This window comes from Streptomyces cellostaticus (assembly GCF_001513965.1).
GTDB lineage: Bacteria > Actinomycetota > Actinomycetes > Streptomycetales > Streptomycetaceae > Streptomyces > Streptomyces cellostaticus.
In genome coordinates, this window is record NZ_KQ948043.1 from 1 (window position 1) to 14,193 (window position 14,193).

Here is a 14,193-nt window from a genome sequence, read left to right on the forward strand (position 1 = left end):
CTGGGCGCCGGTGTCCTTGGGGCCGGTCATGCCAATACGCTGAGGATCTTCTCCCCGCTCAGCCCGCATCGCCCGCACCCTCTTCCTGGACCGGCTGTGGTCGATCAAGCGCATGCCGAAGAGCGGGAGGCTGCTGACGCGCTGAACCACACGGTGATCGGCGACGCGATCGTGGCTACTGGGATCTCCGCTCGTGTCGAGGTACGCATCCGGCAGGCCTGCTCAGTCACCCGCGTCCACCAGGCTCCTACGAGTTGGGCAGAGCCAGTGAAATGACGCTTCCGACGTCGGCAATGAAGGTGAGGGCCCGCAGCGCAGGCGGGTCCTGTGCCGGCTCCAGTGCGCTGAAGTCGCCGTAGCCGATCCGAACGCGCCTGACTACCGCATCACGGATCTGTGCCTCTTCGGCCCGCGTCCTCAACGCTGATGTCGGCAGGCTGTTCACGACGTTGCGGATCGTGGCGGCGTCCGGAGCCGGCGGGAGTGCTGTCTGAAAGGCGAACGGGTAGGGATAGCGCCGGAGTAGGAGTTTCCGAACCGCCTCGGTCATCTGCTTGACCGCATGCTCGTTCAGCACCATCCGTGGGGCTGCGTTCGCTGCCGTCTGCGCGTACCCCTGGGCGTTCGACAAGCGGAGCCCAGCTGACGGCTCGTCCCCAGCGATCAACGACACGGCTGCGGTGGTAAGGCAGAGGTCCGCTGCCAGCCAGTTGTTCTGTAGCTGGACGGCTTGAGGCCAGGCCTGCTCAAGCATGGGGAGAACGGTGCGCATCTTGATCCGAAGTGTCTTCCCCTCGAGCCGGAGATCGTAGGCCTCTTGCAGGAGGCGCCCGATGTTCTGCGTGTGATCTCGGAGGGCTTGCTCTCGGTGGTACTGGAAGGCATGAGCGACCTCCCAGTGCACGAGTGACCGAGTCACACCGCTGATCACTTCTGTCCGAGACGGTTTACGGTTTGGAAGGGAACGTGCGCTCTTGTACAGAGAGACTAATTTCGTCCCCCATGCGGACGCCGTGACGAGAATCTCGCTGAAAGGCATGACCTGAGTCTGAATATGCTCAGATGTCGTGTCTAGATGCGTATGCAAGATCTTCAGCGCTCATGAGAAGTGATGCACGAACCACTGGGGGCAAGAGGTGGTCCAAGTGGCACCGCAGGCAGGGGAACCCCAAGTCGTGCTGGCGGGCTGTCTCGACGGACTCGGGCGGAGCCCGAAGATGCTCGCTCGCAAGCTCAACAGGGTGTTCGGAGCGGGGGCGGTGGCCGAGTCGGCGCCGTACCACTGGCGGGACGGCGGTCTCTGCCGCGCTCGCCCTGATCCCTGTCTCTACAGGCAGAGCTGCGACGGGTTGCCGCCCAGGGGCTTGGAAGGTGCTTGTTGGTTTCGAGCCCTGCCCGCCTCTGGCCTGCGGTTGGCAGCGCTGTGATCGATCGGCCTGGGCGGCTTCGACGCGCATTCGGCAGAGGTCAGTGTGTTCTGGGGCGGCGGAGCGCCGGTATGTGGGGCGCTGTGCCGGCACCGCTGATGCGGACACGGCAGCCCGAATCTAGACTGGCGAAGACGTAGAAATTCCAGAATTGGGAGATATGCGCCATGGCTAAGCGAGGGAACAAGCGACGCGGCCGTAAGAAGAAGAAGGCCAATCACGGCAAGCGTCCCAACGCCTGAGTCAACGGAGTAGACGGCCGAGGGGTGCCATGTTCTGACCGCCCGGGAGGGAACTCGCGAGCGTTGCCCCTTCATGGCAGTCGGCTGCTGATCGAGCGTGTCCGCTCCGGCCGTCCGGTCGCTCATGTTCGCTGCCGAGATGGGCATCTCGCGAGACACGGCCCCGTCCTGGGCCTGCCCGCCTCAACGGTGCACCGAGTTCTTGTCCGTCACAGCCTGAACTGACTTGCCCACCTGGACCGCTCCACCGGCCGGCCGATCCGTCGCTACGAACGCGACAGGCCCGGCGATCTGGTCCACGTGGACGTCCAGGAAGCTCGGTGGCATCCCCGACGGTGGCGGCCGCAAGGTGCTGGGCCGCCAGGTCGGCCGCACCACCCGCGACAGCATGGGCTTCGACTGCGTCCACTCTGCCGTCGACGACCACAGCCGCCTCGCCTGGAGCGAGATTCACCCGCGACGCCCTGAATCCGCTCGCAGCGGCCCTGCGCTCCAGGGCGTCAGGGCTGCCCGAGGACCGCATGTGGGAGGCGGATCCGGTCGAAGTGGCGCTGTCCGTGCTGGCTGCTTGGAAGGTGGTGGACGCGGAGGTCAAGCAGTTGACGGCCATCGCAGCGGGAACCGCCGGGTCCTATGGCGCCAGCTGTGAACAGATGGGCGCGGCCTGGGGCATCACCCGTCAGGGCGCCCGCAAGAAATGGCCCGACGCCGTCAGCCGCCCGGCAGCTACAGCGGCGCAGCCGAACGCTGCACTCGAACTGTGTGGTGGAACGGCCGAATTGATTCAGCAACCTTCGTCCGGCGGTTGGAGGTGGGCCGGCAAGGCGGCCGACGGAATGCGCGGCGCGGCCGATGCCGACACGGGGTATGCGACCAAGGAAGAGGCCGCGGCCCATGCGGGGGCCTTCCTGATGGCGCATGCCCATGTCCAGCCCTAAGGGCAGCGCCGGGCCCAGATGAGGATCGCTATCAGGCGGAGCGCGCCCGGCAGGCGATGACGAGCTTGTCGCCTCGCATGGCCAAGCCGAGCCACCGCTTGAAGCGGCTGATGCATCGCTGGACGGCGTTGCGCTGCTCGTGCGCCTCGGCATCGAAGCCAGGTGGGCGTCCGCCGTAGCGGCTGCGCCGTCGGCGGTGCGCGGCCTGGTCGGAGGGTGGGGGGAATGACGGCGATGGTCGGCACTGACCACGGCGCCGCCGCGTTCGCCGTTGCCCCTATTCGTCGCCGGTGACAGGCCCGCGCCCGGCAGGACCACCCGCGCGCCACCCGTCTGCTGATCACCGCCGACGCGGGCGACTCCGACGGTTACCGCACCTGCGCCCGGAAGCCCCAACTCGCCGCTCCGGCCGCCGGGACGAGCCTGGGCGTCGCGGTCTGTCACCCGCCGCCGGGCACATCGACAGGCAACAAGGTCTGCAAAATCGGAGCCCATGACCTGCTCGCCCGGCCCCTCCCGGCCGAGTGCTCGGGGCGAGGCCGACGAAGCCGGTGTGGCAGCACAGGCAGCAGTCGATTCCGCTGCGGGCGTCCACCGCGGTCCTCGTGCCGGAGTTATACGTCGGTTGTGTCACAGCCGTCGATGGAGGGCTGTGACACGAGTGACGAACCACCGAGAAGCGCCCCTCATAGCTTCTGTTGCGCCAAGCGATGACCAACGGCATCAAAGGAGCCAGAAGCATGAACCCCACCACCGCCGCCCGCACCTTCCGTAAGAACGCTGCCATCGCAGCCGGTCTCGCCGGAGCCGCCGTGCTCGGGCTGTTCGCCACCGCGCAGGCGGCGGACGCGGGCGAGGCGAGCCATGCCGCGAAGGCGGCACACTCCGCCACCGCCCCGTACGTCATCAACCACTACGGCGAGAAGTACGCCGACACCGGCCACGCCGAGCGCCGCTCCAAGGTCCTGGTGCTCTCCGAGTTCACCAGCATCCACCAGGTCAGCTGGAAGCAGTGGGGTGCCAAGAAGGCCGTCGGCACCGGCAAGGTCACCGGCAATTGGTGCCTGGACACCTGCCTCGACAAGCCGCTCAAGGCGACCATCAGCCTCTCCGACCCCAAGACCGTGGGCGGCAAGAAGGTGTACTCCGCCTTCACGCTCAAGCTGTCCGGGCACCCGGGGACGTACGATGCCGAGGACCTCCAGGGCAAGCGCCCGCTCGCCACCAGCTGAGCCCCGGCGGCATCCGCCGGCGCACGCGAAGGATCCCGATGGACAAGTCCACGGCCGTGGCCACTGCCTGCGCAGTGGCGTTGATGCTGGCCGTGGGCACCACCGGGTGCGGCGGACCGGAGCGGCCACAGGTCCAGGGCCCTGCCCCGACCCGGAGCCCGGCCGCCGGCCCGGTCTACGTGTCCGACGACATGGGGCACCCGCTGAGCAGCCCTGCCACCTTCGGCCTGACCGAGTTCACCTCGCTCTCCCACCTGAAGTGGCGGGACTGGGGGCAGCCGAAGGCCATGGCCACCGGAGAGGTGAGCGGCGGATGGTGCAGTCCTGAATGCGACAAATCCGGCTATCCGGCTACCGTCGAGCTGACCCGCCTGCAGCGCCAGGAGAACGTCTCCTACTACACCCGGGCCACCGTACGGTCCTCGCACCTCCCGGACCCGGACAAGACGGGTGAAGACCTGCGCAATGTGCATCTGATCGTCCCCGAACCCTAGAGCAGGAGGCCGCAAGCAATGACCGAGGTGCTGCTCGTCGAGGACGATGCGCTGCTGCGTGAGGCGACTCAGCTGTCGCTGGAGCGCTACGGCTACCAGGTGCGCACCGCCTCCGACGGGCTCGTCGGCTTGGCACAGTTCAAGGACCGGGCGCCTGATGTCGCCGTGCTGGACGTGATGCTGCCGCACCTCGACGGGGTCAGTCTGGTGCGGCGGATTCGGGAGATCAGCCGGGTACCGGTGCTGATGATCTCCGCCCGGACCGACCCGGTGGACGTCGTCCTCGGGCTGGAGGCAGGGGCCGACGACTACCTCACCAAGCCGTACGACGTGCCGGTGCTCGTCGCCCGCATCCGTTCGGCGCTGCGCCGGGCCGCCGACTACGCCGACACCGGGGCGCAGGACGCGGAGGAGACCCTGCTGCGGTTCGGCGACCTCACGGTGGACACGGCCTCCATGGAGATTCACCGGGACGGCCGGCTGCTCGACCTCACGCCCACCGAGCGCAAGATGCTGCTGGAGTTCGCGGCCGAGCCCGGTGTGGTGCTGTCCCGGACCGCCCTGCTGGAGCGGGTGTGGGACTACGCGTGGGGCGGCGACAGCCGGGTCGTCGATGTCCATGTGCAGCGGCTGCGCGCCAAGATCGGCCGCGACCGGATCGAGACCGTCCGCGGCTTCGGCTACAAGCTGGTGCCCACACGGCCGCCCGGGAGCCCCTGACAGCCATGGGACTGCGTACGAAGACAGCCCTGGTCATCGCCGGGATCGCCGCGATCGTCGCCGCGCTCATCGGGCTCCTGGTGCACCATCGCACCGCCGACCAGCAGCACAGGGACGCGGCACACGCGGCCGACGCCCAGCTCGTCCAGGCCCTTCAGGACCGTATCGCCGGCGTCGACAGCGGCGCGCTCGTCAACCCGCCGGACCTGCCGGCCGCCCTGCGCGCCACCGTCATCCACCGGCTGGTGCGGGCCACCTACCTCCAGGACCCCGGGGATCCCAAGGGGCCGGTGATGTGGGCGGCGGCCCGCAGCGGCGACGACATCCTCGCCGTACGGCGCTCCTACGCACCGCAGGCCGAGGCCCTGCAGAGACTGGACCAGGAACTGCTCGGCTCGGGTGCGGCCGCCGTCGCGCTGGGCTGCGGGCTGGGCATCGCCGTGGCGGCCGCCGCGGGGCGGCGCATCGGCGCATCGGCGCGGACCGCGCAACGGATCTCGGGCGGCGATCTGACGGCGCGTGTCACGCCCAAGGGGAAGGACGAGATCGCCCGACTGGGGGAGGCGGTCAACACGATGGCCGATGCCCTCAGCGCCCGGCTGGAGGCCGAACGGCGGGTCACGGCCGACATCGCACACGAACTGCGCACGCCCGTGGCCGGCCTGGTCACGGCCGTGGACCTGCTGCCGCCCGGCCGGCCGGCCGAGCTGGTCCGCGGCGGTGTGGACCAACTGCGCCGACTGGTCGAGGACGTGCTGGAGGTGGCGCGGCTGGACGTGCCGGGTGTCGAGCGGGCCCAGCGCGAGGAGGTGCGGCTGGGCGAGCTGACCCGCCGGGCTGCGGCCGCCACGGGCCGGGAGGTCGAGGTACGGGTGCGCAGGGACGAGGTGGTGCAGACCGACCCGCGCCGGGTCGAGCGGATCCTGGCCAACCTGGTCACCAACGCCTGTCGGCACGGCGCCCCGCCGGTGGTGCTGGAGGTCGACGGCACCGCCGTACACGTATCGGACCATGGCCCTGGCTTCCCCGCCGACCTCCTGGCCGAGGGCCCGCAACGCTTCCGCACGGGTGCGCGGGAGCGGGGCACGGGGATCGGCCTGGGCCTGACGATCGTCATGGGCCAGGCCCAGGTGCTGGGCGCCGAGGTGACGTACGAGAACCCGCCGGAAGGCGGCGCCCGGGCGACCCTGGACCTGGCACCCCGCCGGGACCGCCCCGCCTAGGCCGTCGAGGTTGCAGCGCAGTCCGCATCTCGTCATCGGAGACGTCCTGCGGGCGCCCGGCCCTCTGCTCACGCGCGCGCCGCGCGGACGGACCTGAGCGCGCGACGTCCGGGCGGGCTGTCTGCGCAGGCGCGATACGCGGATCCGTACGCGCCTGTCATGAAGACCGGCAGGGCGCAGGAGCCCCACCAGCCTCGTTCTCTGCCCGCCCGCGACCGTCCGCTACGTTGACGACGTGGGCCCGCCACGGACGCCGACCATCTCGCCGGGCCGTCAGCTCTGGTGCGCCGTACCGCTCTCGGCCTTGACCGACGTGACGACCTGTGCGGCCAGCTTCTTCGCGCTCGCGGCGCCGTTGTCGCCGCCGTCCGTGGACAGCACGCTGACGACGGCGGTGCCCACGCGGGCGGCAATCAGGGTGGTGCCGTTTTCCCAGGAACTGTCGGTGAGCGTGATCGCGTACGCCTCGTCTCCCAGGCCGGTGGTCGAGGCGCCGGTGACCGTCACCTTGCTGTTGGTGTCGGGGTCCGGGTAGCTCCGGCATGCGGCGACGACCTTCGCCAGACCCTTCATCACGTCCGCCGACGCCGAGCCACGGTAGACGTCGATCTCCTGATCGAGCTCCGCTGACGCGCTCTTGTTGATGTGCGAGTTCTGCGCGAACGACACCCCGTCGATCCCGGTCAGCCCGATCCAGCTCGTGGCGTCGAGGTCGGCGCAATGCGGCTTGGCGGCGCTCTTGGTGGCCGGGGTCTGGTAGGAGTCGCCGGTGTCCCGGCTGAGACTGGCATCGAGGGCGAGCCCGGACGGGAAGTACGACTCGGGCGCCAGAGCCTTCTTCAGCTGCGTACCGGTGAGCAGGCCGGCGTTGGGGTCCTTGGCTTTGGCCGGCTCGGCGGATGCCGACTTGTCGGCGGAGGAGTCGGTGGAACCGGAGGAGCAGGCGGCCAGGGCAAGCGGGAGTGCTGCCACGGCGAGCACCTTCAGGGCACGGGAGGGGAGATGCATCGGAGTCCTTGAGTGAAAGAAGTTGTACAGTACGCCGCGCCGGGTGGGGGCCGGCCCGGCGGAAGCAGCCGCTTCCTGGTCGGGCGAGGCGCGACACCGGCGCTGGCCCGCGCACCCGCCGGACGGCGGACGCGCGGACCTCGCGCTCGGGGAGCGAACGGCAGATGTCAGGCGGCGGTGCCGGAACCCGTGGCCTTGCGGCGGCGCACCACGAACACCGCGCCCGCGCCGAGCGCCACGGCGGCGCCGCCCGCCAGCGCGATCACCGGCAGTGCGGAGCTGGAGCCGGTCTGGGCGAGGTGGCCCTGCGGTTCGATCTTCGTGTTGCCGGCCGGCTGCTTCGGCAGCGGCTTCTTGCCGCCCTGCGGCTTGGCGTCGCCGGAGTTGCCAGGGGTCGTGCCGGCCTTGAGGATGTCGAACTCGTAGTAGCTGTCGTCGCCGGAGAAGACGCAGTTGCCCTTGTCGTCGGCGTACATGCCGATGCTGATGGCGTAACCGAGGCCGGCCGGGGCGGTCTTGTCCACGGCCAGGCGCAGGTCGATGGAGAAGGACTCGTGGGCCTTGACGTCGGTGTAGCCGAGGTACCCGGCGCCGTCGTCGTTCTCGTCCAGGGAGATGCCGACCCACTTGCCGGAGGACGGGTCCTGGTACTGCACGGTGAGGTGGCTGGTGTCGATGAAGTAGTCGTTCTCGTTCATCTGGGCTGTGAACACACCGAGGTCGACGCGCTGGTAGGCGCGGTCACCGGTGTTGTTCACGTTCAGCTTGAAGCTGTGGAAGCCGCTGCCCGCCACGACCTTCGAGGGCAGACCGGAGAGGCTGGTGTGCAGGTTCTTGTCGCTCTTGGGGTTGTCGCTGTCGCACTCGACCGGGCCCGCCGACTGGGAGGCGGACGCCGTAGGAGTGGCGGACACCGTGGTCGACACGGGGGCGCTGGACGAGGCGGACTCGGCGGCGGCAGGCACGTTTTCGTCGGCCGCCGGTGTGGTGTCGACGGCCTCCGGCGTCGTCTCGTCCGCGGCCGGGATGGTGTCCTCGGCGGCCGGCGTCGTGTCGTCGGTGACGGCAGTGGACTGGTCGTCGATGGGAGCCGTTTCGCTGACGGTGGGCGACGGGCTGTCGTCGTCCGTCGCGTAGGCGGCCGGGGCCGCCAGCAGGACGGCCGGAGCCATGGCAGCCGTCGAGGCGGCGAGAGCCAGGGAGCGGCGAAGCTTCATGCGAACCTCAGGGCGGGAGTGAGCGGCGTATACGCAATGACGACCCTGAGTGGCGGAAAACGGTTGTCTGGAAATCGTAGATTTCTTGCATGACCTGCATCACACCCCCCCTTCTTCGGTGGGGGGAGCCAGCCAACGCTGCCCGCTCGCAGGCGGACGGTTCCCTGGGCCGGACTCCCCGATGGTTCGCTCATCGATGACCTTTTCGACCAGAACCGGCCAGAGTGGGAAGGCCCTCTGGATGCCGGCCGCTCAGCAGTCCGTCAACGATGCCGGTGACGAAGCGGCCGGCCGCGCGCCACAGCGTGAATTCGGGGCGGGACGGCAGCTGCGGTACTGCTGACGAACCGAGGAAGGCGCAAGGGGCGAGAACGGGCAGCTGCTTTGGGCCCATGGGTACGCGGGTCGCGGGCTTGTGCCACACCGCCTGGGGCGCTCGGCCGAACGGGGCCGCTCAACGGAGCCGAATACGAAGCGACGCGGCATGCGGGAGGCGGAAGCCGGTCGCCGGTCCCATCATCTCGGAGTATGGCGGTGGTTCCCCCGCGGGGCTGATCACGTCGCCCAGGCCTCGTGCCATGTGGCCATCCGAGACAGCCACACAGGCTGATGGAACGTGCTGCGGAGCGCGTGACGATGGGGCGCATGAGCATGCAGTCGACCCCGTCCCCTGTTGTCATCCCCGCAGCGCCAGCCCCTCGTTGGGCGGTCTTGGCCGCGCATCTGACCACCCTGGTGGTCTTGCCGAGCAGTCTGTGGCGCATCGTCCTGGTGCTCGGATACCCGGCTGGTTACAGCGACGCGGGCTTCACCGGCTTCGAGACGATGGGGGCGAAGGTGTGGATGCTGACACTCAGCATGCTCTGCGAGCTGGGTGCCTTCCTGACGATTGGTCTGGTACGGCCCTGGGGCGAGGTCGTGCCGCGCTGGATACCGCTGATCGGCGGGCGAAGAGTCCGTCCTATGGCTGCGGTCGTCCCCGCCGCCTCCGGGGCAGTCGCGCTGACCCTGCTCTGGGCCAATGTTCCGTGGTGGTGGACATACCCGCACGCCGACATGACGCGCATCGGGAACCTGATCGTCGGCACTCTCTACCAGCCGTTGGTCCTCTGGGGCCCGCTGCTTGCTGCCGTCACCCTCTCCTACTACCGCCGCCACCGTTCCCCACGTCGCCAGTGAGTGCCTGGCCTGCCTTGTGGCGTGCGACTGGATTCGGTGACAAGCGGGCTGGCGGTCGCGGCGCGAGTCGGCCGAGGCTCGGCGGGGGCATCGCCGCCACCTCTGCCCCTGACCGGCCTTGATCAACGTATGGAATCAGCTGCTCTGGCGGCCCGCTCGATCATCGCGCACCCGGCTTCCCAGCCATCGCTGTCGTGCCCGTGCATTCACCGACAGCGGTGTCAGCTACGGCTGCGCCGAGTCGCCGGCGACCTGCTTCCAGCCGGCGCTACACCGCACGAGGAAGGGCCGTCTCCAGCGGGGGCGGCCCTTCGTGCTGCCCGCATCCCAGCCGGCTCACAGGACATCACGGCGGCAGGCCATCCGCCGTGCGGAGTCGGCACGCGCGCTTCCGGATGAGGCTGCTGAGCAGACATTGCAGTGAAACCCGTTCGACCTGGTTGCCTGCTTGAAGAGATCCTTGGGCATGGAATTCTTCTGCTACCACCGCGACCGGCCCGGCTCTCTGCCGCTGCGCGACGAACTGCTGGAAGAGCATTGGTCGTATATGGACCGGTACGCGAAGGAGATGATCGCCCGGGGCCCGACCCTCGCCGACGACGGCGACACCCCCACCGGCAGCGTGCACATCCTCGACCTGCCCGATCCCGCCGCGGCCCGCACGTTCGCCTTCGACGAGCCGAACTACCAGGCCGGTGTCTACCGGGACGTGCTGCTGCGACGGTGGCGCAACACGCTGGGGCGCACCATGTGGGACTTCCCCGGCGGCCGGACCGGCGGCAACCGGTACCTGGTGCTCGGCGTCGGCACGGGGCAGGCCGCCGATCTCGAGGTGCCGCCGGACCGGGGCGAGTTGATCGCCTACGGGCCGCTTCTGTCCGACGACGGCGCCACCTGGCTGGGCACGGCGGTGTTGGTCCGAGCGCCGGACCCGGACACGGCACGCGCCATCCTGACGCCGGACCGGTACGCCGACATCGAGGTGCACAACTGGCAGTTCGGCGGGCGCCCGTCCTGACCGAGGATGACCCTACCCGCCGCACGCAGCCGATCCACCGACTGAAGATGCGTGATCCAATGGGTCCCGGGCGACAAGGGAGTACAGGGTTCATGGGTGGATTGATCGGGGCGGGCGTTCCGCTGCTGCTCGGGACGGTGTTCATGGCTGTCGGCCTCATCATCCGGCGCCGGACACGGAGGCTGCGGCAGGAGGGAGCAAAGGCCCGCGGGACGGTCGTCCGGCTGATGACCCGGCGCGACATGGATACGAACAGCACGATGTACAGCCCGGTGGTCCAGTGGGTGACCGGCGACGGCCGGACGGTCGAGACCGCGTCCCCGATCGCCAGTAGCACGGTCGGCGACCTCCGCCCGGGCGCGGCCGTGACTGTGTTCTACGACCCGGACAACCCGAAACGGATGCTCATCGACGGCTACCACGGCGGTGCGCTGGTTGTCGTCTTCTGCGCTGTGGGGGCCGTGGCTCTGGTGGCCGGCCTCCTCGTCGTCTGGTTCCTCGTCACCTGACGGGCGGCGGCACCGGGTGCGCACATGCCGACTCCTCCCGACCGTCCCTTTCGACGCCTTCGCAGCGTTGTCCGGACGGCCAGTACTCCAGCATGTCCACGACGGCGGAGACGATGGCGCCGACCGTGACGCGGCTTTCGCCGTTCGCGTCGAGGCGGGGGTGTCGCGGGCTTCGGCGCGCCAGGCGCCGGTGCGCTCACCCGGGACGAGATACACCGGCGGCGGGCTGACATACGTCCACGCCACCGGGGTGTCTGGTAAAGGTCGGTGAGGCGGCGTCGGCTGTGCGGGGCGCCGGGCATCGGCGACGGCCCGCTGGAGCCCCTCAGACATCGCCCGGTCGATGCGGCTGAGCCGCGCCCGCTCGACACGCTGAGGCAGTCAGAGCGGGCCGGGCCAACGCGGCGCTACACCGCCTGGACGCTGGTCATGACCCCGCCGATCTTTGTCGGTGGGATGGGGGTCGTCGGCGGCTGGACCATCGCGCGTACGCTCCCGACCACGGCACCGGTCGCCGAGCGAGCATCGTCAATCATCACGGGGAGCTACGTGCCATCTTTCGTCTACCAGATCACCAAGTACGACCCTGCCGATCGCGACGAGCATGGCAACTACACAGGCGTTGAGGACTCGACCAGCGACCACGGGCCAGTGGAGTCCGCCTACTTGGAGGCTGTCGCCGCCTTCGCCGCGGCCACAGGCATCGACCACCTGGCCGTTCGCGAGCCGCAGATCGCCGGCTTTGCCCATTTCGGCCTGGAGCCGGCGATCGAGGGCCACGGTCTGGACGGTCTCTTCCCACCCGACCTCACAGGCTTCTACGACGGCGCAGAGGTTTCCCTCTCCGTCGGCCTGGAGCTGGTTCGGGCCATGCTCCGCGACAACGGCGCCTGGTGCCGTCTGGAAGTCGAGGACGCGTTCTCCGTGCACGTCGGGTGGGACCAGTACGTCTATGTCAGTAGCTGCAAGCCCTGCGAGAGCGCTCTTGCACGCACCCGGGCACTCGGACTCTTCCCGGAGCGCTTGCAGGCCTCGCCCTACGATGCGGGCTTCGATGAGGTCGGCGCTCAACGACCTGCCGACGAAGACTTCTGGGCCCGTCTGCGCTGGTCCCTCGCCATGCGGCAAGCAGCCATATTGGAGGAGGGGTACGTCGACAACGCCTCCCGCTGGCACCGCCTCACGGAGAACACTCTCGAAACGGTACGCACCAGGCTCACCCCTCGTGCCAAGCTGACCGTATGGCCGGACCTGTCCGACGACGTCGATGCAGTTCTCGCCACGCTCCCCGACGAAGGCCCTGTGGAGTTCGTCTGGGAAGACGGGGCCGGGGCGATCACCAGCACGATCGCCCACGAGACCGAGTACCAGGCGCTGGCGGCACAGGTGGCGGGTGCTCGGGCCGCTGCTGCTCTGCCCCTGGACGTCGAGGCACGTCACCCTTTGTTCACCGCTGTCGTGCCCGACAGTGACGGCGTTCTGCGGGCCAGGTGGAGGACGGAACAGACCCCCAGCGACCGGCACTGGGCCCTTCTGAAGACCCTCCGTCGCGGACAGATCGTCACCGGCATGGTCACGGAGATTGCCAGCTCCGGTGTGACGTTCGTGAACATCGGCGGCTTCACCGCAATGATCAATATTCCAGAGCTGTCCTGGAGGCGCATCGATCACCCGTCCGACATCGTGACCGTCGGGCAGGAGATCTCCGCCGAGATCCTCGACGTCGACTTGGTGAGAGAGCGTGTGCCGCTCTCTTTGAAGGCCTTGCAGAAGGACCCGATGCAGCAGCTCGTGCAGCAGGTCGGCCGGATTGTGACCGGTGTCGTGACCGAGCTTGTGCCGTTCGGCGCCTTCGTCCGTATCGAAGACAGAGACGAAGGCCTCGAAGGACTCGTACACATCACCGAGTTGTCCGAGGAACCCGTTGCCGACCCCGGCGACGTGATCCAGGTCGGTGACCCCCTCCTCGTGAAGATCCTCGACGTCGACCCCACCCGACGCCGCATCGCGCTCTCCCACCTGCAGGCTCTCGCGCACGGAGGACCTTGACCAGCCGGGAACACGTCCTTATGGGACCGTTGCGGCACGAGCGAGTCCGTTGCGGCCCAGAACCGCCTGTCGGACTGGTGCGACTCATGCCTCGGGCGGCCCGTGCACCTGGCTGACAACCTGTTCGTCCTCGCCGCCGCCCCACACTGAGACCACCATCATGGTCAGGTCCAGCGCCGGGCGGCGGTGGCGGACTTCGGCCGACAAAGGCATATTGCCTGACGCGGCACCAGCCCTGACCTTCTTCGTGCTGCTACATCGGCCATCCCGCCAACCGCTGCTGGGCCAGGGGGCTGTACGAGGGAGTCTCGTGCGCCTTGCACCCCTGTGTGGGCCGCGGACGGGCCTCGAGAAGCTGCATGTCGCCGATGTAGATCGGCGTAGTGCACTGGTCAGGTCCGGTGTTGGGAGCGGGGGCGGCTTGGGCGACGCCGGTGGCCAGCAGCAGGCCTGCCAGTACGGCTGTGGTGATGGCGGTGGCGGTTCGTGACATGATCATCCTTTCGTGCGGGACCGGCCTTCAGCCGCTCCGCCAGGATCATGGCGGCCTGGTGCGCCGCCATAGGTACCCTCGCCGTGCCGGCCGCGAAGATCACCCGAAAGTCATGCGGCCCGGCGGTGGTAGGGCGAACTCACCGTCCGAGACCGGGTCCTCGCTCAGCTCGGAGGCCGGATGCCTGAAGTCACCGGCCGCCCACGGTGACGATGACGGTAATCATGGCGGCGAACACCCCAGCTCCGGTGAGAGCGACGGTCAGCGGCTGGCTCAGGGCCGGTCGGCGGTGGACGGCGTACGCGAGTGCGCTGACGAGCATCAGGCCGACCAGACCGAGGAGCAGGACGACCAGCAGGGCGAGCGTGGACACGGACGGTTCCCCCCTTGGGGTTCGGGCACGCAGCGAACTGCCTGCGGAAGCAGATGATCACCCGACGCCCT

The 14,193-nt window shown here is 69.0% G+C and carries 15 protein-coding genes and 2 pseudogenes; 12 read left to right on the plus strand and 5 right to left on the minus strand.

Going from position 1 to position 14,193, the window contains the following annotated elements; genetic code table 11:
* Positions 1–247 precede the first annotated feature (247 nt).
* Positions 248–1,039, minus strand: coding sequence for a hypothetical protein (locus AQI88_RS35345; RefSeq protein WP_159050465.1), 792 nt, complete (start codon positions 1,037–1,039; stop codon positions 248–250).
* Between the two features lie 555 nt (positions 1,040–1,594).
* Here AQI88_RS35345 and AQI88_RS49170 point away from each other — a divergent pair.
* The 8 genes and pseudogenes from AQI88_RS49170 (at position 1,595) to AQI88_RS35370 (ending at position 6,276) form a co-directional block, all read left to right on the plus strand.
* Positions 1,595–1,669 carry a 50S ribosomal protein bL37 gene (locus AQI88_RS49170; RefSeq protein ID WP_099504217.1) on the plus strand — a complete coding sequence of 25 codons (75 nt, stop codon included), beginning with the start codon at positions 1,595–1,597 and terminating at the stop codon, positions 1,667–1,669.
* A 63-nt stretch (positions 1,670–1,732) separates the two neighbouring features.
* Positions 1,733–2,120, plus strand: a pseudogene (locus AQI88_RS43985) (IS481 family transposase); the annotation flags it as partial.
* 70 nt (positions 2,121–2,190) lie between these two features.
* Positions 2,191–2,607, plus strand: coding sequence for a hypothetical protein (locus AQI88_RS35350; RefSeq protein WP_244184464.1), 417 nt, complete (start codon positions 2,191–2,193; stop codon positions 2,605–2,607).
* A gap of 237 nt (positions 2,608–2,844) precedes the next feature.
* A pseudogene (locus AQI88_RS48045) lies at positions 2,845–3,084 on the plus strand (ISAzo13-like element transposase-related protein); the annotation flags it as partial.
* Between the two features lie 263 nt (positions 3,085–3,347).
* A complete protein-coding gene (locus AQI88_RS35355) occupies positions 3,348–3,839 on the plus strand; it encodes a hypothetical protein (protein ID WP_067007615.1) in 492 nt (163 codons plus the stop codon).
* Between the two features lie 38 nt (positions 3,840–3,877).
* Complete coding sequence (locus AQI88_RS35360; RefSeq protein WP_067007618.1) at positions 3,878–4,333, plus strand: hypothetical protein; 456 nt, start codon at positions 3,878–3,880, stop codon at positions 4,331–4,333.
* Positions 4,334–4,351: 18 nt separating this feature from the next.
* A complete protein-coding gene (cseB, locus tag AQI88_RS35365) occupies positions 4,352–5,053 on the plus strand; it encodes a two-component system response regulator CseB (RefSeq protein ID WP_067007621.1) in 702 nt (233 codons plus the stop codon).
* Between the two features lie 5 nt (positions 5,054–5,058).
* Positions 5,059–6,276 (plus strand): sensor histidine kinase, encoded by a 1,218-nt coding sequence (locus tag AQI88_RS35370; protein ID WP_067007624.1) that lies wholly within the window; start codon positions 5,059–5,061, stop codon positions 6,274–6,276.
* Positions 6,277–6,549: 273 nt separating this feature from the next.
* On the opposite strand, the gene AQI88_RS35375 is transcribed toward AQI88_RS35370, so the two are convergent.
* Together AQI88_RS35375 and AQI88_RS43995 are read right to left on the minus strand one after the other, a co-directional pair.
* The gene (locus tag AQI88_RS35375) at positions 6,550–7,284 is read right to left on the minus strand and encodes a hypothetical protein (protein ID WP_067007627.1); all 735 of its coding nucleotides are present in this window, start codon (positions 7,282–7,284) and stop codon (positions 6,550–6,552) included.
* Positions 7,285–7,451: 167 nt separating this feature from the next.
* Positions 7,452–8,501: an LAETG motif-containing sortase-dependent surface protein gene (locus AQI88_RS43995; protein ID WP_079058004.1), complete on the minus strand. Its 1,050-nt coding sequence runs from the start codon at positions 8,499–8,501 to the stop codon at positions 7,452–7,454.
* 735 nt (positions 8,502–9,236) lie between these two features.
* Between AQI88_RS43995 and AQI88_RS35385 the strand changes: the two genes are divergently transcribed.
* From AQI88_RS35385 to AQI88_RS35400, 4 genes are all read left to right on the plus strand, one after another.
* The gene (locus tag AQI88_RS35385) at positions 9,237–9,680 is read left to right on the plus strand and encodes a hypothetical protein (RefSeq protein WP_317933065.1); all 444 of its coding nucleotides are present in this window, start codon (positions 9,237–9,239) and stop codon (positions 9,678–9,680) included.
* 466 nt (positions 9,681–10,146) lie between these two features.
* Positions 10,147–10,698 carry a YciI family protein gene (locus tag AQI88_RS35390; protein WP_067007629.1) on the plus strand — a complete coding sequence of 184 codons (552 nt, stop codon included), beginning with the start codon at positions 10,147–10,149 and terminating at the stop codon, positions 10,696–10,698.
* Positions 10,699–10,790: 92 nt separating this feature from the next.
* On the plus strand, positions 10,791–11,207 hold the full coding sequence (locus tag AQI88_RS35395) for a DUF3592 domain-containing protein (RefSeq protein ID WP_159050466.1): 417 nt from the start codon (positions 10,791–10,793) through the stop codon (positions 11,205–11,207).
* A 549-nt stretch (positions 11,208–11,756) separates the two neighbouring features.
* Positions 11,757–13,256 carry a S1 RNA-binding domain-containing protein gene (locus AQI88_RS35400; protein ID WP_067007803.1) on the plus strand — a complete coding sequence of 500 codons (1,500 nt, stop codon included), beginning with the start codon at positions 11,757–11,759 and terminating at the stop codon, positions 13,254–13,256.
* A 253-nt stretch (positions 13,257–13,509) separates the two neighbouring features.
* Here the strand turns inward: AQI88_RS35400 and AQI88_RS35405 are convergent, their stop codons facing one another.
* Positions 13,510–13,749 carry a hypothetical protein gene (locus tag AQI88_RS35405; protein ID WP_159050467.1) on the minus strand — a complete coding sequence of 80 codons (240 nt, stop codon included), beginning with the start codon at positions 13,747–13,749 and terminating at the stop codon, positions 13,510–13,512.
* Between the two features lie 190 nt (positions 13,750–13,939).
* Positions 13,940–14,122, minus strand: coding sequence for a hypothetical protein (locus tag AQI88_RS35410; RefSeq protein ID WP_067007637.1), 183 nt, complete (start codon positions 14,120–14,122; stop codon positions 13,940–13,942).
* Between the last annotated feature and the right edge of the window lie 71 nt (positions 14,123–14,193).

What these genes read in the sequence shown, in the direction of transcription:
- AQI88_RS35345 (WP_159050465.1), bottom strand. Translation starts at nt 1,039, where the DNA reads ATGCCTTTCAGCGAGATTCTCGTCACGGCGTCCGCATGGGGGACGAAA.
- AQI88_RS35350 (WP_244184464.1), top strand. Translation starts at nt 2,191, where the DNA reads ATGTGGGAGGCGGATCCGGTCGAAGTGGCGCTGTCCGTGCTGGCTGCT.
- AQI88_RS35355 (WP_067007615.1), top strand. Translation starts at nt 3,348, where the DNA reads ATGAACCCCACCACCGCCGCCCGCACCTTCCGTAAGAACGCTGCCATC.
- AQI88_RS35360 (WP_067007618.1), top strand. Translation starts at nt 3,878, where the DNA reads ATGGACAAGTCCACGGCCGTGGCCACTGCCTGCGCAGTGGCGTTGATG.
- cseB (WP_067007621.1), top strand. Translation starts at nt 4,352, where the DNA reads ATGACCGAGGTGCTGCTCGTCGAGGACGATGCGCTGCTGCGTGAGGCG.
- AQI88_RS35370 (WP_067007624.1), top strand. Translation starts at nt 5,059, where the DNA reads ATGGGACTGCGTACGAAGACAGCCCTGGTCATCGCCGGGATCGCCGCG.
- AQI88_RS35375 (WP_067007627.1), bottom strand. Translation starts at nt 7,284, where the DNA reads ATGCATCTCCCCTCCCGTGCCCTGAAGGTGCTCGCCGTGGCAGCACTC.
- AQI88_RS43995 (WP_079058004.1), bottom strand. Translation starts at nt 8,501, where the DNA reads ATGAAGCTTCGCCGCTCCCTGGCTCTCGCCGCCTCGACGGCTGCCATG.
- AQI88_RS35390 (WP_067007629.1), top strand. Translation starts at nt 10,147, where the DNA reads ATGGAATTCTTCTGCTACCACCGCGACCGGCCCGGCTCTCTGCCGCTG.
- AQI88_RS35395 (WP_159050466.1), top strand. Translation starts at nt 10,791, where the DNA reads ATGGGTGGATTGATCGGGGCGGGCGTTCCGCTGCTGCTCGGGACGGTG.
- AQI88_RS35405 (WP_159050467.1), bottom strand. Translation starts at nt 13,749, where the DNA reads ATGTCACGAACCGCCACCGCCATCACCACAGCCGTACTGGCAGGCCTG.